At 36.0% G+C, this 22,834-nt stretch carries 26 protein-coding genes and 1 pseudogene; 21 read left to right on the forward strand and 6 right to left on the reverse strand.

The genetic code is table 11. The annotated features are described in order from the left end of the window. The first annotated feature begins 31 nt into the window (after positions 1-31). From isdE to srtB, 4 genes are read left to right on the forward strand one after another with little or no spacing between them, the layout of a single operon-like run. Positions 32-913, forward strand: coding sequence for a heme ABC transporter substrate-binding protein IsdE (isdE, locus tag DN392_RS03290; RefSeq protein WP_002107606.1), 882 nt, complete (start codon positions 32-34; stop codon positions 911-913). A gap of 27 nt (positions 914-940) precedes the next feature. Next, a complete protein-coding gene (locus DN392_RS03295; protein WP_001036828.1) occupies positions 941-1,924 on the forward strand; it encodes a FecCD family ABC transporter permease in 984 nt (327 codons plus the stop codon). Beyond that, on the forward strand, positions 1,914-2,684 hold the full coding sequence (locus DN392_RS03300; protein WP_088321500.1) for an ABC transporter ATP-binding protein: 771 nt from the start codon (positions 1,914-1,916) through the stop codon (positions 2,682-2,684). The genes DN392_RS03295 and DN392_RS03300 overlap by 11 nt, the downstream gene beginning before the upstream one ends. Positions 2,685-2,715: 31 nt before the next feature. Next, the gene (srtB, locus tag DN392_RS03305) at positions 2,716-3,480 is read left to right on the forward strand and encodes a class B sortase (RefSeq protein WP_088321501.1); all 765 of its coding nucleotides are present in this window, start codon (positions 2,716-2,718) and stop codon (positions 3,478-3,480) included. Positions 3,481-3,545: 65 nt separating this feature from the next. Here srtB and isdG read toward each other — a convergent pair whose 3' ends face one another. Then, entirely contained in the window at positions 3,546-3,869 is a 324-nt protein-coding gene (gene isdG / locus DN392_RS03310; RefSeq protein ID WP_000587822.1) for a heme oxygenase, read from the reverse strand. A 295-nt stretch (positions 3,870-4,164) separates the two neighbouring features. Here isdG and DN392_RS03315 point away from each other — a divergent pair, with 295 nt between their 5' ends. Continuing rightward, a complete protein-coding gene (locus DN392_RS03315; RefSeq protein WP_001255963.1) occupies positions 4,165-5,364 on the forward strand; it encodes a class I SAM-dependent rRNA methyltransferase in 1,200 nt (399 codons plus the stop codon). Between the two features lie 39 nt (positions 5,365-5,403). On the opposite strand, the gene DN392_RS03320 is transcribed toward DN392_RS03315, so the two are convergent. Beyond that, on the reverse strand, positions 5,404-5,598 hold the full coding sequence (locus DN392_RS03320) for a YwbE family protein (protein WP_001014319.1): 195 nt from the start codon (positions 5,596-5,598) through the stop codon (positions 5,404-5,406). Then, complete coding sequence (locus DN392_RS30230) at positions 5,599-5,772, reverse strand: hypothetical protein (RefSeq protein WP_001293585.1); 174 nt, start codon at positions 5,770-5,772, stop codon at positions 5,599-5,601. 169 nt (positions 5,773-5,941) lie between these two features. Here DN392_RS30230 and DN392_RS03325 point away from each other — a divergent pair, with 169 nt between their 5' ends. The 7 genes from DN392_RS03325 (at position 5,942) to DN392_RS03350 (ending at position 11,137) form a co-directional block, all read left to right on the forward strand. Further along, positions 5,942-6,634 carry a response regulator transcription factor gene (locus DN392_RS03325; RefSeq protein ID WP_000018032.1) on the forward strand — a complete coding sequence of 231 codons (693 nt, stop codon included), beginning with the start codon at positions 5,942-5,944 and terminating at the stop codon, positions 6,632-6,634. A gap of 1 nt (position 6,635) precedes the next feature. Beyond that, entirely contained in the window at positions 6,636-7,571 is a 936-nt protein-coding gene (locus DN392_RS03330) for a HAMP domain-containing histidine kinase (protein WP_000247667.1), read from the forward strand. A gap of 125 nt (positions 7,572-7,696) precedes the next feature. After that, a complete protein-coding gene (locus tag DN392_RS03335) occupies positions 7,697-8,620 on the forward strand; it encodes an ABC transporter ATP-binding protein (protein WP_000221072.1) in 924 nt (307 codons plus the stop codon). Beyond that, positions 8,613-8,774, forward strand: coding sequence for a hypothetical protein (locus tag DN392_RS30235; protein ID WP_000931779.1), 162 nt, complete (start codon positions 8,613-8,615; stop codon positions 8,772-8,774). Before DN392_RS03335 ends, DN392_RS30235 begins: the two co-directional genes overlap by 8 nt. Positions 8,775-8,808: 34 nt before the next feature. Next, on the forward strand, positions 8,809-9,513 hold the full coding sequence (locus DN392_RS03340; protein WP_048565758.1) for an ABC transporter permease: 705 nt from the start codon (positions 8,809-8,811) through the stop codon (positions 9,511-9,513). A 34-nt stretch (positions 9,514-9,547) separates the two neighbouring features. Beyond that, positions 9,548-10,420, forward strand: coding sequence for a DUF4097 family beta strand repeat-containing protein (locus tag DN392_RS03345; protein ID WP_000913813.1), 873 nt, complete (start codon positions 9,548-9,550; stop codon positions 10,418-10,420). 24 nt (positions 10,421-10,444) lie between these two features. Next, the gene (locus tag DN392_RS03350) at positions 10,445-11,137 is read left to right on the forward strand and encodes an ABC transporter permease (RefSeq protein ID WP_000945195.1); all 693 of its coding nucleotides are present in this window, start codon (positions 10,445-10,447) and stop codon (positions 11,135-11,137) included. A 63-nt stretch (positions 11,138-11,200) separates the two neighbouring features. Here DN392_RS03350 and DN392_RS03355 read toward each other — a convergent pair whose 3' ends face one another. Continuing rightward, positions 11,201-11,533: a YfjL-like protein gene (locus DN392_RS03355; RefSeq protein WP_001093307.1), complete on the reverse strand. Its 333-nt coding sequence runs from the start codon at positions 11,531-11,533 to the stop codon at positions 11,201-11,203. A gap of 136 nt (positions 11,534-11,669) precedes the next feature. Next, positions 11,670-12,173, reverse strand: a complete 504-nt coding sequence (locus tag DN392_RS03360; RefSeq protein WP_000284988.1) for a DinB family protein — start codon at positions 12,171-12,173, stop codon at positions 11,670-11,672. Positions 12,174-12,725: 552 nt separating this feature from the next. Between DN392_RS03360 and DN392_RS03370 the strand changes: the two are divergent. From DN392_RS03370 to uvrC, 8 genes and pseudogenes are all read left to right on the forward strand, one after another. Continuing rightward, positions 12,726-13,657 (forward strand): annotated as a pseudogene (locus DN392_RS03370) (BclA C-terminal domain-containing protein). 188 nt (positions 13,658-13,845) lie between these two features. Next, positions 13,846-15,531, forward strand: coding sequence for a long-chain-fatty-acid--CoA ligase (locus DN392_RS03375; protein ID WP_000414730.1), 1,686 nt, complete (start codon positions 13,846-13,848; stop codon positions 15,529-15,531). Between the two features lie 106 nt (positions 15,532-15,637). Next, positions 15,638-16,225, forward strand: coding sequence for a TetR/AcrR family transcriptional regulator (locus DN392_RS03380; RefSeq protein ID WP_000742213.1), 588 nt, complete (start codon positions 15,638-15,640; stop codon positions 16,223-16,225). An 11-nt stretch (positions 16,226-16,236) separates the two neighbouring features. Beyond that, positions 16,237-17,013, forward strand: a complete 777-nt coding sequence (locus DN392_RS03385; RefSeq protein WP_000911294.1) for an enoyl-CoA hydratase — start codon at positions 16,237-16,239, stop codon at positions 17,011-17,013. Positions 17,014-17,091: 78 nt separating this feature from the next. Continuing rightward, positions 17,092-17,865: an electron transfer flavoprotein subunit beta gene (gene etfB, locus DN392_RS03390; RefSeq protein WP_001029035.1), complete on the forward strand. Its 774-nt coding sequence runs from the start codon at positions 17,092-17,094 to the stop codon at positions 17,863-17,865. Between the two features lie 36 nt (positions 17,866-17,901). After that, entirely contained in the window at positions 17,902-18,879 is a 978-nt protein-coding gene (etfA, locus tag DN392_RS03395) for an electron transfer flavoprotein subunit alpha (protein ID WP_000101967.1), read from the forward strand. A gap of 210 nt (positions 18,880-19,089) precedes the next feature. Then, the gene (trxA, locus tag DN392_RS03400; protein WP_001018945.1) at positions 19,090-19,404 is read left to right on the forward strand and encodes a thioredoxin; all 315 of its coding nucleotides are present in this window, start codon (positions 19,090-19,092) and stop codon (positions 19,402-19,404) included. A 147-nt stretch (positions 19,405-19,551) separates the two neighbouring features. Continuing rightward, a complete protein-coding gene (gene uvrC, locus DN392_RS03405) occupies positions 19,552-21,336 on the forward strand; it encodes an excinuclease ABC subunit C (RefSeq protein WP_000544268.1) in 1,785 nt (594 codons plus the stop codon). Between the two features lie 114 nt (positions 21,337-21,450). On the opposite strand, the gene DN392_RS03410 is transcribed toward uvrC, so the two are convergent. Then, positions 21,451-21,900: a YslB family protein gene (locus DN392_RS03410; protein WP_000042225.1), complete on the reverse strand. Its 450-nt coding sequence runs from the start codon at positions 21,898-21,900 to the stop codon at positions 21,451-21,453. Between the two features lie 300 nt (positions 21,901-22,200). Here DN392_RS03410 and sdhC point away from each other — a divergent pair, with 300 nt between their 5' ends. Next, positions 22,201-22,827: a succinate dehydrogenase cytochrome B558 gene (sdhC, locus tag DN392_RS03415; RefSeq protein WP_000678354.1), complete on the forward strand. Its 627-nt coding sequence runs from the start codon at positions 22,201-22,203 to the stop codon at positions 22,825-22,827. Positions 22,828-22,834: the final 7 nt, after the last annotated feature.

Below are 22,834 nucleotides of genomic sequence, written 5' to 3' on the forward strand. Positions count from 1 at the left end.
TTGTTTCATATTGTTTGGAAAGGAGTGGTGATTGAGAGTGAAGAAAATTGCTAGTGTACTAATGGCTATCATTCTATTAGTGAGTATAGCTGGATGCTCGGCGCCCAAAAAAGAAGCAGCAAAACAGGTAAAGAGTGAGAGTAAAGAAAGAATTGTTGCAACGACAGTTGCTGTTACTGAAATTATGGATGCATTAGAAGTAGATTTAGTTGGTGTTCCAACAAGTACGAAAGATTTACCAAAGAGATATAAAGGTTTACCTGAAGTCGGGAATCCGATGAGTCCTGATATGGAAAAGGTAAAATCGTTAAAGCCGTCAGAAGTATTATCCGTGACAACACTTGAATATGAATTAAAGCCAGTTTTTGATGGTGTGGGCATGAAAGCAAACTTTTTAGATTTAACAAGCTTGAAAAATATGCAAAATTCCATTAGCGATTTAGGTAAGCAATATGGACGTGAAAAGCAGGCTGAAGCAGTTGTAACGAAGTTAGATAACAAGGTTGCAGAGATTAAAAAAGCAGTAAAGGGAAAGAAAGAACCGACAGTGCTTATTTTATTAGGTGTACCAGGGAGTTATTTAGTAGCAACAGAGCATTCTTATATTGGAGATTTAGTGAAACAACTAGGTGGTAAAAATATTGTGCAAGGTGAACAAGTAGAGTATTTAGCTTCTAATACAGAGTATTTAAAAAAAGCTGATCCAGATATTATTTTACGAGCAGCTCATGGTATGCCTGATGAAGTTGTGAAAATGTTTGATAAAGAATTTAAAACAAATGATATTTGGAAACATTTCGCTGCAGTTAAAAATAACCGTGTTTACGATTTAGAAGAGCGCTTATTTGGGACGACAGGTAATTTAGCAGCAATGGAAGCGTTAGATGAATTGAAAAAAATGATGTATCCGTGATGCATTTTAATATAAAGGAAGAGTGGAATGAATAAAAAAACTTGGAGTTTCCTCATTGTTACTGCATTGCTTATTGTTATGACATCATTGTCAGCGATGAAAGGGAGTTTAGAAATAGGTATTGTTGAGCTTGTGCAAGGGATATTTACAGGGGGGAATGAAGATGTTGAAGTGATTAAAGATTTACGTTTCCCACGTATTATTATTGCACTATTTACTGGAGCAGCTCTGGCCGTTTCAGGTGTGCTTTTTCAAGCTGTTATGAAAAATCCACTTGCTGATGCTGGGGTAATCGGGATATCTTCTGGGGCAAGTTTTATGACACTTGTTATTATTACGTTATTCCCGCAATTCTTTTTCTGGACACCCGTATTCGCCTTTTTAGGTGGTGCGTTTGCATGTTATCTCGTTTATGCATTTTCATGGAAGTCAGGGTTAAGTCCGCTTCGCATTATTTTAGTTGGTATAGCTATTAATGCAATGTTCACTGGATTAAATGAATCGTTCATTACGATTTGCGGATACTTCATTAAGAGTATTAAGCAAACGACGACTTCTAACATAACGATGAAGACGTGGGGCGATGTAGAAATAATGGTTACATATGGAACAATTGGTCTTATTCTTGCTCTGTTTGTAGGAGCTTGGTGCAACTTATTATCGCTACAAGATAAGACTGCGAAAAACTTAGGTTTGCACGTGACGAGAGTTCGTCTTATTATTTCTGCTATTGCAGTACTTTTAGCAGCAGTATCAACAGCAATTGCAGGTGTTATTGCTTTCGTAGGATTACTCGTTCCGCACATTTCAAGACAACTAGTCGGTTCGGATCATAAAGTATTAATTCCATTTTCTGCTCTTGCAGGAGCGTTATTAATTTTGACGGCGGATACGATTGGAAGGTTAATTGTGCCACCTAACGAAATTCCAGCAGCGACGATTATGGCAGTGATTGGTGGCCCATTCTTAATATTCTTGCTTAGAAAGAGTGATAAAGTTCATGGAAATTAAAAATGTAACCTTTTCGTATGATAATGTAACGGATCGATTAAAGTCGGTTAGTAGTGAAATAGAAATTGGTAAAATTACAACAATTATTGGTCCAAACGGTTGCGGGAAATCGACATTACTTGGTGTGATGTCAAGAAATTACGACCCTCGTAGCGGAGAGATAATACTCGATGGGAAGGCGATTAGTCAATATAAACCGAAAGAGTTTGCTAGAAAGTTAGCCGTTGTCCATCAACAAAATGAAGCACCGGCAGACATGACGGTAGAGAAATTAACAAGTTATGGTCGTATGCCTCATAAAAATATTTTTCCCTCGCAAACTGATGAAGATAGAGAAGCAATCGAAAGGGCTTTAGCATGTACGAATTTGCTAAGTAAACGTGATAAAGAGATTCACGCCTTATCTGGTGGAGAAAGACAACGTGTTTGGATTGCCATGACGTTAGCTCAGAAAACACCAATGCTCTTTTTAGATGAACCGACAACATATTTAGATATTTATTATCAACTTGAAATATTAGAGCTAGTAAAAGAGTTAAATGAAGTACATGGATTGACAATCGTTATGGTATTACATGATATCAATCAGGCGATTCGCTATAGTGATCATATCATCGTTATGAAAGACGGCGAAATTGTTACGAAAGGTAAGCCGAATGATGTTGTGACAGAAAGTATGATAAAGACGATATACGGTGTAGATGTCGTTGTAAAGCAAGATGAAGATACAGGGTTGTATATGGTCCCAATGGGTATTTAAATATGCGAACAATCCGTTTTGAGGTGATAATTTGAGTAGTAAAAAAGAACGGAAGAAGAATTCTTTTTTTCAACGAATACTTACAGTTGTTTTTTTAGGTACCTTTTTCTATTCAGTATATGAATTAGGTGATATTTTCATGGATTACTATGAAAATCGTAAAGTAATGGCCGAAGCACAAAACATTTATGAAAAGAGTCCGATGGAAGAGCAATCAGAAGACGGGGAAGTACGTAAACAGTTCAAAGCTCTGCAGCAAATTAATCAAGAAATAGTTGGATGGATTACGATGGATGATACACAAATTAATTATCCAATCGTTCAGGCGAAAGACAATGATTACTATTTATTTCGTAATTATAAAGGTGAAGATATGAGAGCAGGCAGCATTTTTATGGACTATCGTAATGATGTGAAATCTCAAAATCGAAATACTATTTTATATGGTCACCGTATGAAAGATGGTTCTATGTTTGGAAGTTTAAAGAAAATGTTAGATGAAGAGTTCTTCATGTCGCATCGTAAATTATATTACGATACATTATTTGAAGGATATGATCTTGAAGTGTTCTCGGTGTATACAACAACAACTGATTTTTATTACATTGAAACGGATTTTAGCAATGATACGGAATACACACCATTTTTGGAGAAAATTCAAGAAAAATCGCTGTACAAAACGGATACAAAATTGACAGCGAGTGATCAAATCGTAACACTTTCGACGTGTGACTATGCACTTGATCCGGAAGCAGGAAGGTTAGTCGTGCATGCGAAACTAGTAAAGAGACAGTAAAAAAAGTATAGAATATGAGAAGTGGTAACGCTTCTCATATTCTATACTTTAAAAAAGAAATATGTTTACTGTGCTGCAGCCATTGGCATACGTACAACTTCAACATTGTAGTAAGTGATTTTATTATCAAGAATATATTCTGGCATCCCGCCTTGATGTGAGTGAGCATCTTTAAATGCTGAGCTCTTCGTCCACCCCTGGAAATCTTCTTTTGCATTCCAGCGTGTGCTAATTGTTACTTCATCATGATCAACTGTATTTTGCGTTAAAAGAACTTCTAATCCTAAAAAGCCTGGCATCATTTCGACTTGACCTACTTTATTAAAACGCTCAATTAATTTATGCCCATTTCCCTTTGTAATTTTAGCTGTATTTGTAACAATAATCATGTTTTATTCCTCCTATAAATATAGCCTTTATTTTCGAGAACTCATATACATTAAATGATAATGAAAATCATTATCATTGTCAATGGTAAATGTGAAATAAATAAGTTCTTTTATTATTTTGGCCAGTAAGATTTCCATTTCAAAATGTAGTAAATATGTGGCGGTTAAGTGAGAGAATGAGCGAGTTGTACTAGCAAAGCAATAATATGGTATAGTGAAACGAGGCTGGTTTTTCAGGCTCGTTTTTTAAATGCTTCCTATAGAGAAAGCATGCAAATGGAAAGGAAGTTATTATATGCGATCAGAAGTAACTGTAAAAATAAAACCGAAATTTATAAAAGAAATTAAAAGTGGATATCCGCTTATTTTAAAAGATGCGATTCAAAATTTAAATGATGTTCAGGAAGAAGGAACAATCATTAAAGTAGTAGATGAGAAGAACAATTTTGTCGGAAAAGGTTATTATGGAAAACAAAATAAAGGATACGGCTGGATTTTAACGAGAAAAGAGAGTGAACAAATTAATCAATCTTTCTTTGAAAGTAAAATAAAATCTGCCTTACATAAACGAAAGCAATTTTACAAATCAAGTGATACGACAGCATTCCGTGCCCTAAATGGTGAAGGTGATGGTCTTGGAGGCTTAATTATCGATTATTATGACGGCTATTATGTAGTCAGTTGGTATAGTGAAGGGATTTATACTTTCAGAGATGAGATTATAGCAGCTCTTCAAAAAGTAGCAAACTTTAAAGGTATTTATGAGAAAAAGCGTTTTGATACGAAAGGAAAATACATTGAAGGCGATGATTTCGTAGCAGGAGAGCGCGGCGAGTTCCCGCTTATCGTAAAAGAGAACGGTGTGAACTTTGCTGTTTATTTAAATGACGGAGCGATGGTTGGTGTATTTTTAGATCAGCGTAACGTTCGAAAACAAATTCGTGATAAATATGCAAAGGGGAGAACAGTATTAAATATGTTCTCTTATACAGGTGCTTTCTCTGTATTTGCAGCGCTTGGCGGAGCGAGTAAAACGACGAGTGTCGACCTTGCAAATCGTAGTTTAAGTAAAACGATTGAGCAGTTTAGTGTAAATGAAGTTGATTATGAAGCGCAAGATATTATTGTAGAAGATGTATTTCTTTACTTCAAATATGCAGCTAAGAAAAAGATGAAATTTGATATGGTTGTACTTGATCCTCCAAGCTTTGCACGCTCAAAAAAATATACATTTAGTGCAGCGAAAGATTATAAAAACTTACTAAAAGAAACAATTGCGATTACAGAAAATAATGGGATTATCGTTGCTTCTACAAATTGTAGTGCATTCGATATGAAAAAGTTTAAAGGCTTTATCGATACAGCATTTAAAGAAATGAATGGCAAATACAAAATATTAGAAGAACATTCTTTACCAGAAGATTTTCGTACCATTGATCAATTTAAAGAAGGAGACTATTTAAAAGTAGTTTTCATTGAGAAAATTAAAGGTTAATAAAGAAAAAGGAGCTCGAGTTTACTTGAGCTCCTTTTCTTATTGAACGATATTTTGTACTCTACCGACTTGCCCATCCTGCAATCGCACTTTAATGCCATGCGGATGAGAAGGGGAGTTAGTTAAAATATCTTTTACAATTCCACGTGTTAATTTACCGGTGCGTTGATCTTGTTTTAAGACAATGTCAACTTCAAGACCGGGTGCGATATTAGTACGTTTTTGTCCGTTCATTTATACACCTGTACGTCTACGTTGGTTGTTTGTTTTCTTCGTTTGTTGGTTTTGTAATTTTTTCGTTTCTTGGCTTTGATTTGTATTATTTGAACCATTTCCATTTCCTTGCTTTTTCTTTGCAAGTTGTTCACGCATTAAATCAGCTAAGCTTACTTTTTTGTTTTCTGACATGATAAGTCTCCTTTATATAAAGTTAATTATGAACAATAGTAGTGAATTTTATCATATCATTGTTAGGGAAGGAAGGGAAGTTGGTTTGAAAATTCATATAATTCTTTCCAGTATTCATTCGTTACGATACAATTGAAATGTTAATGTTTGTGAAAAAGGGGATAGACATATGTCACATCATATTTTATTAGTTGAAGATGATATCTCAATTCAAGAGATGGTGGAAAAGTATTTAATAAAAGAGGGCTTTCAAGTTACAATCGCATCTGATGGAGAAGAAGGCGTGAACACATATTTAAAAGGTTCATTTGATTTGATTATCCTCGACATTATGATGCCAAAGCTAGATGGCTTAGAGGTTGTGCGAATCATTCGGGAAAAAAGTGCAGTTCCGATTTTAATGATGTCGGCAAAAGATACAGATGTTGATAAAGCTGTTGGATTAGGACTGGGAGCAGATGATTACATTTGTAAGCCATTTTCTATGATTGAATTGGCTGCACGTGTAAAAGCGGGTATTCGGAGGTCTACGAAATATTCGGCTACAGAAACAACAGAAAAGATGATTCAAATTGGTGATTTAGCAATTGATCCAATTAATTTTACGGTTGAAAAAAACGGAAAGCCCCTCAAACTTACTTTAAAAGAATTTGAGATTTTAAAGCTATTCGTAAAGAATCAAAATCGTGTATTTACGAAAGCGCAAATATATACGTTAGTTTGGAACGAAGAGTATTACGGTGATGATAATGTTATAAATGTTCATATGAGGAGATTGCGCGAGAAAATTGAAAGTGATCCATCTAATCCAGAGTATATTAAAACGTTATGGGGCATCGGCTATAAGTTGGAAGTGATGTAATATGGTCAATTTGTTAATAGGTATTATTTTTATATTGTTATGTGTCATTTACATACAGTATAAAATGAGGAAAAACAGTAGCAAAAATTTACGATACACATACGAAAAGTTAGAAAGTATTGTAAATGAACAAACAGGCGAGAAGTTACTCGTTATGACAGATGATCTAGAATTGCAAAAATTATTAGTGGCAATTAATCAATTATTAGCTGCAAAACAGAAAACGAATGCAGATCATGCGAAAGTAGAAATTTCGATGAGAAAAATGCTTTCCAATATTTCACATGATTTAAAGACGCCACTAACAGTTATTCTTGGATATACAGAAATGTTAAATAAGGATAAAACGATAAATAAAGAAGAACAGCAAATATTACTTGAAAAGGTGCATGTGAAAACACTAGAAGTAATGGAACTGATTCATAAGTTTTTTGATTTAGCAAAATTAGAATCTGGTGACAAGGCAATTGAGATGACAAAAGTATATATGAATGAAGTTTGTCGCGAGAAGATTTTATCTTTTTATGATTTAGTGACGACGAAAGGGTTTCAAGTTCATATTGATATACCAGAAAGAAATATATATGCACTTGGAAATGTAGAAGTATTAGGTAGAGTATTGAATAATTTAATATCAAATGCGATTACATATGGAGACGATGGAAAGACACTCGGTATGACGTTAAGAGACGATGAAACGAGTGTGTATATAGATGTATGGGATACAGGAAAAGGAATTGATGAATCTCACATTAATAAAGTGTTTGAGCGTATGTACACACTTGAAGATTCCAGAAATAGATTGTATCAAGGAAGCGGTTTAGGATTAACGATTACGAAAAGGCTTGTGGAAGCGATGGATGGAGAAATACATCTTTCTAGTAAGCCGTATGAAAAAACAATTTTTACAGTGGTATTAAAAAAGATACTGTTTTAGCTTGTAGAGAAGTAGATTCTACAAGCTTTTTTTCAGCGTAAGGAATTTGTAAGGAACGGGTAAGAAAAAAGAGATTTCCGTTGTCTATTATAGAAGTATAAAGTAGTGCGAAAGGAGAAAATGACATGACATATATATTAAAAACGAATCAGCTAACGAAAGTGTTTAAAGGGAAAGAAGTTATTTCTAACGTTAACATGCATGTGAAAAAAGGAGAGATATACGGTTTCTTAGGACCGAATGGTGCAGGTAAAACAACGATTATGAAAATGATCACAAATTTAATAAAACCGACGAGCGGTGATATTGAAATTTTTGGTGAGAAGTTAACGGATACATCTTATGAATTGTTAAAGCGCATGGGGACAATTATCGAATATCCAATCTTTTATGATAAATTAACGGCGAAGGAAAACCTAGAATTACATTGTGAATATATGGGGTATTACGACAAGAACGCAATCGATCATGCTTTACATTTAGTGAAATTGCACGGTATAGATGATAAAAAAGTAAAAGATTTTTCATTAGGTATGAAGCAACGACTTGGTATTGCAAGGGCGATCATGACAAAGCCAGAATTACTCATTTTAGATGAACCAATTAACGGTTTAGATCCAATTGGTATTAAAGAATTAAGAGACTTATTTAAAATGCTCTGCAAAGAATATGGTATTACGTTATTAGTCTCTAGTCATATTTTAGGCGAGATGGAACAAATGGCGGATACAATTGGTGTAATTCAAAATGGAAAACTAATAAAAGAAGTTTCAATGAAGAGTATTAACGGAAAACAAACAGAGTACATTGAAATTACTGTTCCTGATGTGAAGCGTGCAGCTTATATTTTAGAAGATAAACTTGGCATAAAAAATTATAAAATAATGAGTGGAAACATGATTCGTGTGTATGATACGTCAGCGTCTCAGCAGGCCATTTCAAAAGCACTTATTATGAACGATGTAGAAATTGAAAGTATTAATAAGAAACATAGTTCCTTAGAAGAATATTTCTTAAATGTAATGGATGGAGAGGGCATTCATGCTTAATGGATTGCTAGTGAATCTAGTAAGTGGATGGATCGTAATGTTCATAAGTGGGATTTTATATTATAGGAAACCAGAGCGGAAATGGTTGCTAATTCTACTAGTGATAGGAATGTTAAGCGTAATTACTGCTGGAATTAGAATGTTAACAGCGTAGAGAGAGTTATATAAAGAATGGAGGCGTGGTTTGTATGCTTAGATTAATGAAGCTTGAGTGGAAAAAGCATCGATTATCTAGTTACTTTAAAAGTGTAGCAATTTGTATTATAGCAATTTTCGCTGCAATAAGCCTTATGGCATTAGGAATGAAAGCCGAGGGAGACGTGCTTTTCTCTGACTTCACACAGAACATGGCTTTAGCAAATATTGTTATTAGGATAACATTCATTATTTTTAGTTCGGTTATTTTATCACGTTTAGTAATTGATGAGTATAAGAACAAAACGATACAACTATCATTTATGTACCCGCTGCAAAGGAAAATGTTAATGAGAGCGAAATTAACAATTGTTTTTTGTTTTTGTTTTTTGAGCACGATTATCGCTACTTTCATTATTAGTTTGCTCGTATATTTTGTGAGTCCAATGATGGGACTGATTGAAACGCCAGCTACGATAGGTGAAATAATAGCTATCGTTCCAACTACTTTTATAAGTGCATTTATGATATCTGGTATAAGTTTAATTCCTTTATTTTTTGGGATGAGAAAGAAATCGACACCGACAACGATTACTTCGGCAGTAATAATTGGTATGCTGATTAGTGGTAACGTTGGTCCTGGAAACGGTCAAGTAAGTATGTTTGATTTTATAGCTATCCCAATAGTGCTCTGTTTATTAGGGATTTTCATTAGTTATTTATCGTATCGTAAAATCGACAAGATTGATGTGGCGTGAAGCAAGCATAAAACAACAACGAACTGGGGTATGAATGTTGAAAAAAATAATAGTAATTGCAATTTTACTTATTACAATTGCTAGTGCGATTTTTGGTTTTAAGGTGTTTCAGGGGAAAGGTTTTAAGAAAGAAAAGTCTTTTGAGATAAATCATATAAAAGAAATAGAAGTAGACAATGAAAACTGGGATATTGAATTTAAAAGTACAGACGCTAATAAAATAGTAATTTTGGTTCAAGGTAAACGAGTAGATAAAGAGATAGATCCCGTCGAAATAGAACAAGCAGGGAATAAAGTTATAGTTAAGCAAAAACAAAAGGCGACCAGATTCTTTAATGGTTTTACGTTTAGGAAGAAAAATAGTATATCTATAGCTGTTCCGAAGAAAGAAATAGATAAAATTGTATTAAATAATAAATCGGGTGATGTGAAAATAAAAGATATAGTAGTAAAAAGTATTGTGACAAAAGGCAACTCTGGAGATGAAATGATTGTAGGACTATCGGCCGAGAAAGGTGAGTTCACATCCGAAAGTGGAGATTTAATGTTAAAAGATAGTTCGTTACAAGAAGTAAATATAACTTCTACTACTGGCGATAATTATGTGAGAAATATAAAAAACGAAAATATGAACATCACTTCAACATCTGGGGAAGTATTACTGAAAGATATGAAAGAAGGAAAATCATTATTTGTAGAAACAAAATCAGGAGATATTGGCGTACGGTATAAAGGTGTTCCGACATCTTTAAAACTCACGGCTAAAAGTAATTCGTCTGACGTAATGGTGAATGTAAATGGACTTAAGAAAGATACAAATACAGAAAAAATAAAAGAGGGAACTATTGGTGATGCAAAAAACGAAGTGAAGATTTTAAGTAAAACAGGAGTAATTTATATTGATTAAGTCTTATGAGGAAGGAGGACTATCATGCTACGTTTAATGAAGCTAGAACTGAAGAAGTTTAAGCTTGGATGGTATGTAAGGGGAGCGATTATTGCAAATATCGCTATACTGGCATTACTGATCTTTACGAGCATCGTTTCTCAAATAGAAGGAGATCCAGAAATAAGAGATCCGCAGATGATTTTGTTAGCGGCTAGTACATTAGTAAGGGCAACATTTATTATTTTTGGTAGTGTGTTAATCGCAAGGTTAATAATTAGTGAATATAAAAACAAAACAATATTACTTATGTTTTCTTATCCAATTAACCGAAAGAAAATGATGGCTAGTAAGTTGGCTATTACAGCGGTAGTAACATTTATAACAGTTATTTTATCTAACATTTTAGTAGTAGGAGTTTTCTTTGGGATAGATAGTTATTTTTCAATTCTTCCTAATCCATTTACAGTAGATCAATTGACGCAAGAAGGAATAAAACTGGTTCCTTTAGCTATTGCAACTGCGGGAATGAGTTTAATCCCATTATATTTCGGAATGCGTAAACGTTCAGTGCCAACTACAATTGTTTCATCCCTTATCGTTGTATCAATTGCAATGAATAGCACTACGTTTTCTGTAGCAACTTTTCTTCCTCTTCAACTAGCATTGGCAGCAATTGGAGTTGTGATTGCATGTTACGGAATTAAAAATATAGCGAAGGAAGATATAACAGTATGACAAAAATAAGAAAAAAGAGTTGGCGTTACACCAACTCTTTTTTTGTATATGTATGCTTCGTTACTACTCTGTAAATTTGGAGTGTTTGCTTAAATACGCTTGCACTCCTGGAGAAATATTAAAGTTATTAGGACTTTTATATTCGATAGTAAACTCTCCGTCTTTACTTGTCTCAAATGAGATTGCATAGCTATTCATTTTAGCATCGTAAGAAGTATTTTTGACTTCCGCATCTAGATCAAAGTATTTTGTAATATATTCTTTTGATTCCGTAACTGCTGTTTGTTTTCCCCAAGGGGTACCATAACTTGTGAAATAAAGAGATGCGCTGATAACTCCAATAATAGAAGTTAGTAAAATAGTTCCCATAACTATTTTTTTATTTTTTGTATTCAATTTGGTTGCTCCTCTTCATAATATGTATTCATTTTAACGTATTTTTCCATAAAACAACCATTTGGTAAAAATAGTTTCACATGAAACAAGTTACAGAAAAAGACAAGATGTGTAAACACCTTGTCTTTTTCTGTAGTTACATTTTAGGAGCTTCCATTCCAGCTGCAGCCCATTCTTCTTTTGCAGGACCATATACGCCAGGGACTGTTAAGTCGGCTTGTCGCATTAAAACCGTCATTTGTCCGCGATGGTGATTTTGATGATTAATAAGTGTCATTAAAAATATAGAATTCGGCATAGGACGACCAAAGAAGTCATTAATAGTAGCTAAGTCTTTATCCGTCCATTCGCCTTGAAGAGCTTCAACAAAATCTGCACTCACTTTACGGTATTGATCAGCAATTGTTGTTGCAGAAGTTGGTACAGGGTAATCTTTCGTTTCTCCTTCAAACTTAAGCCCTGTGCCAGATAGTATAACTGGAATTGCCGTCACGATATGCCAAGCAACTCTGCCTAACGTCCAGTGTCCAGGTGCAATTTCTTGTGACAAAGATTCATCTGTTAATGCATTGAGCATTTTTTGAGTAGACTCAGCCTCGTATGTCCATGATTGCAAGAAGCCTTCAATAGTTTGGTACATGTTATCCCTCCTCGTTATGTTCATAGGTTAAATTCGTGAAAAAAAGATAGTTTCCTTTTGACCTTATAAGAATGAATAAAAAAGGAGACTTCCAAGAAGCTCCTTTTTAACTTTCTTCCAACTCTTCCTCACCAACCATAAGAAATAAGGTGCTCCAAGTACAGCAACATTCAAATTTGCGCTAATGATAAAGAGTTGAATAATTGTTGAGCTGAGAGCTGAAATACCGATTTCTATTAAAGCAAGGGTTGTTGAGCTAAATCCTAATTTCCATGAAAAAAGGACAATTTTAACTGCAAGTAGTCCGCCGATGAATACACCAATTGGATTGAAGTTTATATGTATATGCAGAATAGAGAAAAAGAATTTCGTTTGAGCAAGAAGGCGAAAGTACAAGCAAAAAGAGAGCAAATCGCATGTAATAATTACTAGAATGTATGGAATAAATCTGTGTTTATCCCCACTAGGTAAAGTGTTTTTTTGTTATTTAGATAGGTGTTTTCTAACTTGGTGATTTTACTTAAAAGATCGAACGTAAAGGAAGTGATCAACATGTCTTCATGGAGCAATAATATAAATGGATATTGTGGGTGTAATAATCAAAATGGTGTACATGTTGATTCATGCTGTTTTAGTTGTGATGGGACAGTTCCTAAGCTGGGTCCAACAGGTCCGACGGGCCCAACAGGTGACACAGGCCCAACGGGAGCAACGGGCCCAACAGGTGACACAGGTCCAACGGGAGCGACACAGGTTCAACAGGTCCAACGGGAGCGACGGGAATAACAGGTTCAACAGGTCCAACGGGAGCGACGGGAATAACAGGTTCAACAGGAACAACAGGTGCAACAGGTCCAACAGGAGCAACAGGAATAACAGGGGCAACAGGCCCAACAGGAATAACAGGTTCAACAGGTCCAACGGGAGCAACAGGGGCAACAGGAGCGACGGGAGCAACAGGAATAACAGGGGCAGCAGGTCCAACAGGAGCGACGGGAATAACGGGTCCGACGGGAGCAACAGGAGCAACAGGTTCAACGGGAGTAACAGGAGACACGGGGGCAACTGGCACAAGTATAACTGCAACATACGCTTTTGCAAATAATACATCGGGAACAGCGATATCGGTACTTCTTGGTGGAACGAATGTCCCGCTTCCGAATAATCAAAATATTGGTCCAGGTATTACTGTTTCTGGGGGGAATACAGTATTTACGGCTGCAAATGCGGGGAATTATTATATTTCATATACGATTAATATAACGGCTTCATTATTAGTCAGTTCGCGGATTACAATTAATGGTGCACCTCTTGCTGGAACAATCAATTCTCCTGCGTTAGCAACTACATCATTTAGTGCAACAATTATTACGACTCTTGCGGCTGGAAGTGCCATTAGTTTGCAACTATTTGGTTTGTTAGCTGTTGCAACATTATCAACAACTACACCAGGAGCTGTGTTAACGATAATAAGATTAAGCTAAATAATAACTCTCTTATTCTTTTAAGATTAGGAGAGTTTATACATATAATAAGAAGTTAATGGAGTGAAGCATAGTTATACAAAAGTCAGAATATTATGATTGTAACGTTATGGCGACTATAATATAATGAAACCAACCATCATGAATGAACATTCATTTATTTTTATGTATTTGAAGGGGGAATGAAGGTGGAAAAACCATGGTTGAAAAGTTATCCAGAAGAAATTCCAAGTACGATTTCTTATGATATTCAGCCGCTTCATGGATATGTGGAACAGGTGGCTTCCCGTTATCCAGAAAAGAAAGCGCTTCACTTTTTAGGGAAGGATATTACATTTTCAGACTTCCACGATAAGGTGAAGAGGTTTGCAAATTATCTTCAAAAACTCGGTGTGGAAAAGGGTGATCGAGTTGCTATTATGTTGCCGAACTGTCCGCAATCTGTAATTGGTTATTATGGTACATTACTTGCGGGAGGTATCGTAGTACAAACAAATCCACTATATACAGAAAGAGAATTAGAATACCAGCTTCATGACTCGGGAGCAAAAGTAATTCTTTGTCTCGATTTAGTGTTTCCAAGAGTAACGAATGTTCAATCTGCTACAAAAATTGAACATATTATCGTAACTCGGATTGCGGACTTTTTACCCTTCCCTAAAAATTTACTTTATCCATTTGTACAAAAAAAGCAGGCAAATCTTGTTGTGAATGTGTCGGAAAGCGAAACGATTCATCTATGGAAATCAGTAGAACGAGAAAATAATGTTAATGTTGAAGTGCCTTGTGATCCTGAAAATGATCTAGCTCTTTTACAGTACACTGGAGGAACAACTGGATTTCCGAAAGGCGTTATGTTGACGCATAAAAACCTTGTTTCGAACACTTTAATGGGAGCTCATTGGCTATATAATTGTAAAGAAGGGGAAGAAGTAATTCTTGGTGTCCTTCCGTTCTTTCATGTGTATGGGATGACAGCTGTAATGAATTTAAGTATTATGCAAGGATATAAAATGGTGCTGATTCCGAAGTTTGATATGAAAATGGTTTTTGAAGCGATAAAAAAACATAAAGTCACACTATTTCCAGGGGCACCGACCATTTATATTGCTCTATTAAATAGTCCCCTCTTAAAAGAATATGATATTTCTTCTATTCAAGCTTGTATTAGTGGATCTGCCCCGCTTCCTGTAGAAGTACAGGAAGAGTTTGAGAGAGTTACAGGTGGGAAATTGGTAGAAGGTTATGGATTAACGGAGTCGTCGCCAGTTACACATGGGAATTTTTTGTGGGAAAAACGCGTGCCAGGAAGTATTGGTGTGCCGTGGCCAGATACAGAGGCAAACATTATGTCACTTGAAACTGGAGAGGCTTTACCTCCGGGTGAAATTGGTGAAATTGTTGTAAAGGGTCCTCAAATTATGAAAGGGTATTGGAATAAGCCAGAAGAAACAGCAGCTGTATTACAAGACGGATGGCTTCATACAGGGGATGTTGGTTACATGGATGAAGATGGATTTTTCTATGTGAAAGACCGTAAGAAAGATATGATTGTTGCGAGTGGATTTAATGTGTATCCTCGCGAAGTAGAAGAAGTATTATATGAGCATGAAAAAGTGCAAGAAGTAGTGACGATTGGAGTTCCCGATCCGTACCGGGGAGAGACAGTTAAAGCATTTGTTGTGTTAAAAGAAGGTGCGGAGTGTTCTGAGGAAGAATTAAACCAGTTTGCGCGTAAATATTTAGCGGCTTATAAAGTGCCGAAAGTATATGAGTTTAGAGATGAACTGCCGAAAACGACAGTCGGAAAAATTTTACGCCGTGTCCTAATAGATGAAGAGAAAAGAAAAAATGAGGATGAGCAAACGGGCTAAGGCCCTTTCTTTTTGAAAAAATAGGATTGACACTTTTCTAAATAGTCAGTATTATAAGAATATGAATGACTATTCATTCAGTCATCTTCTTGAAGGGGACAGTAAAGTGAAGAAAAATAGACCGAAATACAATCAAATTATTGATGCGGCAGTCATTGTGATTGCGGAGAATGGGTACCACCAAGCGCAAGTTTCTAAAATAGCAAAGCAAGCTGGGGTAGCTGATGGCACGATTTATTTATATTTTAAAAATAAAGAAGATATATTAATATCCTTATTCCAAGAGAAGATGGGAGATTTTGTCGAAACAATTCGTCAAAAAACAGCAGGAATTGAAAGCGCTGTATCGAAGTTATTCATGTTGGTAGAAACGCACTTCTTGCTGTTATCACAAAATGATCCTCTTGCTATCGTTACGCAATTAGAGCTAAGACAGTCCAATCAAGACTTACGCCTGAAAATAAATGAAGTATTAAAAGGCTACTTACAAGTTATGGATGAGATTTTAGAGACAGGTATAAAGCAAGGTGAATTCCAAGCGGATTTAAATGTTCGCGTGGCAAGACAAATGATCTTTGGAACAGTAGATGAAGTTGTGACCAATTGGGTAATGAGCGATCATAAGTATGATCTGGTCGCACTTTCAAAAACGGTACATGGGCTACTTATTGCAGCTTGTGGTTATCGTCAATAATGGGAGGGATCATGTTGAAATTCCTATCTGTAAGAGTTGAAGATCATATCGCGGTGGCGACGTTAAATCATGCGCCGGCAAACGCGATGTCTTCACAAGTTATGCATGACGTTACTGAATTAATTGATCAAGTGGAGAAGGATGATAACATTCGTGTTGTTGTTATTCACGGTGAAGGGCGCTTCTTCTCGGCGGGAGCAGATATTAAAGAATTTACATCTGTTACTGAAGCGAAGCAAGCGACAGAATTAGCGCAGCTTGGACAAGTTACGTTTGAGCGTGTTGAAAAATGTTCAAAACCAGTTATCGCGGCAATTCATGGAGCGGCACTTGGCGGCGGCCTTGAGTTTGCTATGTCTTGCCACATGCGCTTTGCAACTGAAAGTGCAAAACTTGGTTTACCTGAATTAACACTTGGATTAATTCCTGGATTTGCAGGTACACAGCGATTACCACGTTATGTTGGGAAAGCGAAAGCTTGTGAAATGATGTTAACAAGTACACCGATTACTGGTGCAGAAGCATTAAAATGGGGACTTGTTAACGGAGTTTTTGCTGAAGAAACATTTTTAGATGATACGCTTAAAGTTGCAAAACAGATTGCTGGAAAAAGCCCAGCGACGACTCGTGCTGTACTAGAGTTATTGCAAACGACGAAATCGTCTCATTATTATGAAGGTGTACAACGCGAAGCTCAAATCTTTGGTGAAGTATTTACGGGTGAAGATGGAAGAGAAGGTGTAGCGGCGTTTTTAGAAAAACGTAAGCCTTCATTTAGTGGCAGGTAGTTCAATTATTTTTTTAATATAAATTAACAGAAAATTAAAATTGATAGAATCTTTCTGAAAAACAAGGGGGTAAATGGAATGAACATCTACGTACTCATGAAACGAACATTTGATACAGAAGAAAAAATCGTAATTAAAAACGGTGCAATTTACGATGGCGAAGCGGAATTCATCATCAACCCTTACGACGAATATGCGATTGAAGAAGCAATTCAAGTAAGAGACGCACAAGGTGGCGAAGTTACTGTTGTAACAGTCGGTGGCGAAGATAGTGAGAAAGAACTTCGTACGGCATTAGCGATGGGCTGCGATAAAGCTGTATTAATTAATATTGAAGATGATGTGGAAAATGGTGACCAGTTCACGACAGCAAAAGTACTTGCTGAATATTTAAAAGATAAAGATGTAGATTTAATTTTAGGCGGGAACGTTGCAATTGATGGTGCATCTGGACAAGTTGGTCCACGCGTAGCAGAAGCGTTAAATATTCCGTACGTAACGACAATTACAAAACTTGAAATTGACGGTACAAACGTGAAGATTGAGCGTGATGTTGAAGGTGATACGGAAGTGATTGAAACTTCATTACCAGTTTTAGTAACAGCACAACAAGGTTTAAATGAACCTCGTTATCCATCGCTTCCAGGTATTATGAAAGCGAAGAAAAAGCCACTAGAAGAAGTAGAATTAGATGATTTAGATTTAGAAGAAGATGATGTGGAAGCAAAGACAAAAACAATTGAAATCTATTTGCCTCCTAAGAAAGATGCAGGAAAAGTGTTACAAGGCGAGCTGCAAGATCAAGTAAAAGAACTTGTATCGTTGCTCCATACAGAAGCGAAAGTAATCTAATAAAATACGAAATTATATATGCAGGAGGGAAAATCTATGGCTCGTAAAGTATTAGTAATGGGTGAGGTTCGTGATGGATCGCTACGTAACGTTTCGTTTGAAGCGGTAGCAGCAGCAAAAACAATTGCAGAAGGCGGTGAAGTAGTAGGTCTTCTAGTTGGAGACAGCGTTGCCTCTTTTGCAAATGAATTGATTCATTACGGTGCAGATCGCGTTGTGACAGTTGAAAATGATAAATTAAAATCATATACATCTGATGGTTATGCACAAGCATTTTCAGCTGTATATGCTGAAGAAAAGCCAGAAGGTATTGTATTTGGACATACAGCACTGGGTAAAGATTTATCACCAAAATTAGCAGCGAAGCTTGAAGCTGGTCTAGTTTCTGACGTAACTGCTTTAGATGTTGAAGGTGGAAATGTTATCTTTACTCGTCCAATTTACTCTGGTAAAGCGTTTGAGAAGAAGATTGTAACAGACGGTATCTTATTTGCGACAGTGCGTCCAAATAACATTGCGACGCTTGAAAAAGATGAGTCTCGCAGTGGTGACGTGTCTTCTATTACAGTAGATGTGAAAGATTTACGTACAATTATTCAAGATGTCGTCCGTAAGACGGCAGAAGGTGTTGACCTTTCTGAAGCGAAAGTTATTATCGCTGGTGGACGCGGTGTGAAGAGTGAAGAAGGATTCAAGCCATTAAAAGAGTTAGCTGACGTATTAGGCGGCGCTGTTGGAGCATCTCGTGGTGCTTGTGACGCTGAGTATTGCGATTACTCATTACAAATTGGTCAAACTGGTAAAGTTGTTACGCCAGACTTATACATTGCATGCGGTATTTCTGGTGCGATTCAGCATTTAGCTGGTATGTCTAACTCAAAAATAATCGTTGCGATTAATAAAGACCCAGAAGCAAGTATCTTCAAAGTAGCTGACTATGGTATTGTTGGCGATCTATTTGAAGTCTTACCTCTTTTAACAGAAGAGTTTAAAAAGTTAAAAGTACATTCATGATTTGAGTACCCTTGAGTTCCAAGTGAAGTACCCCTATATATAGAAAAGGTGAGAGATCCCCTGTCTCTCATCTTTTTAGTATTTAATCCGTATTTTTATATAGTATAAAGGAACACTTTTTTGTTACAATACATAACGATACATATTATTCGCCACGTATATAAGTTAATGATATACTCTTGGTAGAATATACTTGAAGGAGGAAATAAAATGGCAATTGTAAATGCAAATGACCAAAGCTTCGCAGCTGAAACTAGCGAAGGTGTTGTATTATTAGATTTCTGGGCACCTTGGTGTGGACCTTGTAAAATGATCGCTCCTGTATTAGAGGAAATTGATGCAGAATTAGGCGGAAAAGTAAAAGTAGTAAAAGTAGACGTGGATGAAAACCAAGAAACTGCTCGTCAATTCGAAGTAATGAGCATTCCAGCTCTTTTCGTATTAAAAGACGGTAAAGTAGTTGATCAAGCGTTAGGTTACAAACCGAAAGAAGCGTTAGTAGAATTAGTTTCTAAACACTTCTAAAATAAAGGGCTACCATTTGGTAGCCTTTTTTATTTTCTTTTTTTACACCTTTCCGTTACAATAAAAGAACGTATGTTGGGTGTTTTGGCATAGTATGTTTTCATGTGAAAATAAAGATGCTAAGCATGTAGAAATGGAGGGTAACGAGTGCACGAACATTTAAAAGAAAAACTGGCTATTTTACCAGATCAACCTGGTTGTTATTTAATGAAAGATAAGCAAGGAACGGTTATATATGTCGGAAAGGCAAAAGTGCTTAAAAATCGTGTGCGCTCGTACTTTACTGGTTCGCATGATGGAAAAACACTGCGGCTTGTAGGAGAAATTGTAGATTTTGAATATATTGTAACCTCCTCAAATCTAGAGGCTCTCATTTTAGAGTTAAACTTAATAAAAAAACATGATCCAAAATATAATATTCAATTAAAAGATGATAAAACATATCCTTTTATTAAAATTACAGCTGAGAAACAGCCGCGATTACTTATTACGCGAAATGTAAAAAAGGATAAGGGGAAGTATTTTGGTCCTTATCCGAATGCACAATCAGCTCATGAAACGAAAAAGCTGCTAGATCGTATGTATCCGCTTCGTAAGTGCTCAAATATGCCAGATAAAGTTTGTTTATATTATCATATGGGTCAATGTTTAGCGCCTTGTGTGAAAGAAGTGACGGAAGAACAAAACAAAGAAATTGTAGATGAAATTATTAAGTTTCTAAATGGTGGGCATAAAGAAGTTCGTTCAGAATTAGAAACAAAGATGTATGAAGCTTCAGAGAAACTAGAATTTGAACGTGCAAAAGAGTTGCGGGATCAAATTGCTCATATCGATGCGATTATGGAAAAACAAAAGATGATTATGAGTGACTTAGTGGATCGTGATGTGTTTGGGTATGCAGTTGATAAAGGATGGATGTGTGTTCAAGTTTTCTTCGTTCGAAAAGGAAAGCTAATTGAACGTGATGTTTCTATGTTTCCAATCTACGATGAACCAGAAGAGGGATTTTTAACGTTTATCGGTCAATTTTATGAGAACAGCAGTCATTTTAAGCCGAAGGAAATTGTCGTTCCAGGAAGTATAGACTCAGAGTTAGTAGAGCGCTTTTTAGAAGTTGAAGCGACACAGCCGAAACGTGGTAAGAAAAAAGATCTTGTAGAATTAGCAAATAAAAATGCGAAGATTGCTCTTGAAGAGAAATTCTACTTAATTGAACGTGATGAAGAGCGAACGATTAAGGCGGTAGATCATTTAGGGAAGCAGCTCGGGATTGAAACACCTTATCGTATTGAGGCGTTTGATAACTCAAATATTCAAGGGACAAATCCTGTTTCTGCAATGATTGCTTTTATCGATGGGAAACCAGCTAAGAAAGAATATAGGAAATATAAAATTAAAACGGTTCAAGGACCAGATGATTATGAGTCTATGAGAGAAGTTGTGAGACGCCGTTATACAAGGGCACTGAAAGAGAGTTTGCCTTTACCAGATTTAATCATTATTGATGGTGGAAAAGGGCATCTGGCAGCTGTAAGTGATGTTCTAGAAAACGAACTCGGTTTATATATTCCGATGGCAGGGCTTGTAAAAGATGACAAACATAAAACCTCCCATTTAATTATTGGAGATCCACCTGAACCTGTGATGCTTGAGCGAAATAGCCAAGAATTTTATTTATTGCAGCGCATTCAAGATGAAGTGCATCGATTTGCGATTACATTCCATCGTCAATTACACGGGAAATCTGTCATTCAATCAGCACTGGATGATATTCCTGGAATTGGAGATAAACGAAAAAAGATATTGTTGAAACATTTTGGTTCATTAAAGAAGATGAAAGAAGCTTCTTTAGCTGAATTTGTCGAAGCGGGTATGCCGAAAAATGTCGCAGAGACGATTTATACTTATTTAACAGATAAGAAGACGTTGTAGTTTACAACGTCTTCTATTTTCTGGTATAATTTCTGAAGATTTAAAATAAACCTAACTGAATGAAAATACAAAAAAGTCAACTAAACTTATATGTCTAGTTGACTGTAGGTAATGCTACACTTCAATGAGATCTTTTATATCCCATTTCACAAGAAATGTAATAGAGTCTGAACGTTTTTTCTTTTCTTCATAGGACTCTGCAACGACGTTTCGTTGCTTTTGAATTTGTTCAGCGATGAATCCAGCTTCTAATTGATAAGAAGAATGTCTGTTTTGTTTTTGACGTTCAGCGATGAGTGTGCCTTTAAGTTGGAACTGCATTTCACGACGCTTATGTTCAATAATACTTAAAGTGCCCCAGCCAGCTTTTTCAAAGAACTGAATGACTTCTTCAATTGTTTCTAGTGGATATTTTCTTGCAAGGTTTCTACCAGACCAGTATAAAATACCATCTAAATCGTTACCGATTAAATCAGGTAGTAATTCTTCACGTAGCAATTCATAAGCGAAGGCGTTCAATGAAACATCTTCTAAAGATGTTGTATCGATTGTATTTTTACTCACAATATTCCCCTCTTTCTATAGGGATTATTATATAACATTTCTCATTTATAAAAACAGATTTTTCTTTGGGGAAATCTGAATATATAAGAAGAAAAAAAGAATTGGCAAATTATATGCAAATTATGTATACGTTTTCTTGACGCTTCGACAAAAATAGGAGTAAAATGAACTTGGTATCAAATTATGCTGAAATATTTCGAATAATTTTTTCAGTTTTTCTTATGCCAATAGTGAAAAAACATTATTGTTGTAAACTAATCTGAAAACAGCAGTCAAACATTCAAGGGGGGTAATGGGGACATGAAAGGCCGCGAGTATACGTTTCGTAAGTGGCACTCATTAATGGGGGTCATCCCGGTTGGTGTCTTTTTGACGCAACATTTAATTGTAAACAACTTTGCAACACGAGGAGCAGAGGCTTTTAACAAAGCTGCAGGCTTTATGGAGCTCCTTCCATTCCGGTACGCGCTAGAGATTTTCATCATCTTTTTACCGATACTGTACCATGCTATATATGGCTTATATATTGCATTTACAGCTAAGAACAATGCGGTTTCTTACGGTTATTTCCGTAACTGGATGTTCGTCTTCCAAAGAATTTCAGGTATCGTTACACTGATTTTCATTTCTTGGCACGTCTGGGAAACTCGTATTCAAGCAATGCTAGGTAAAGAGGTAAACTATGATATGATGGCAGATATTTTAAACAATCCAGCTATGTTTGCATTTTACTTGGTCGGTGTTGTTTCAACAATTTTCCACTTTGCAAATGGACTATGGACATTCTGCATCAGCTGGGGAATTACAGTATCTCCACGTTCACAAAGAATCTCTACTTATGTAACATTAGCTATATTCTTAGGTCTATCTTATGTAGGTGTGAGTGCATTATTAGCGTTCATCGATCCACAGCTAGCAAACCAGTAAGGAGTGG

Source organism: Bacillus sp. BB51/4 (genome assembly GCF_008368845.1).
Lineage (GTDB): Bacteria > Bacillota > Bacilli > Bacillales > Bacillaceae_G > Bacillus_A > Bacillus_A wiedmannii.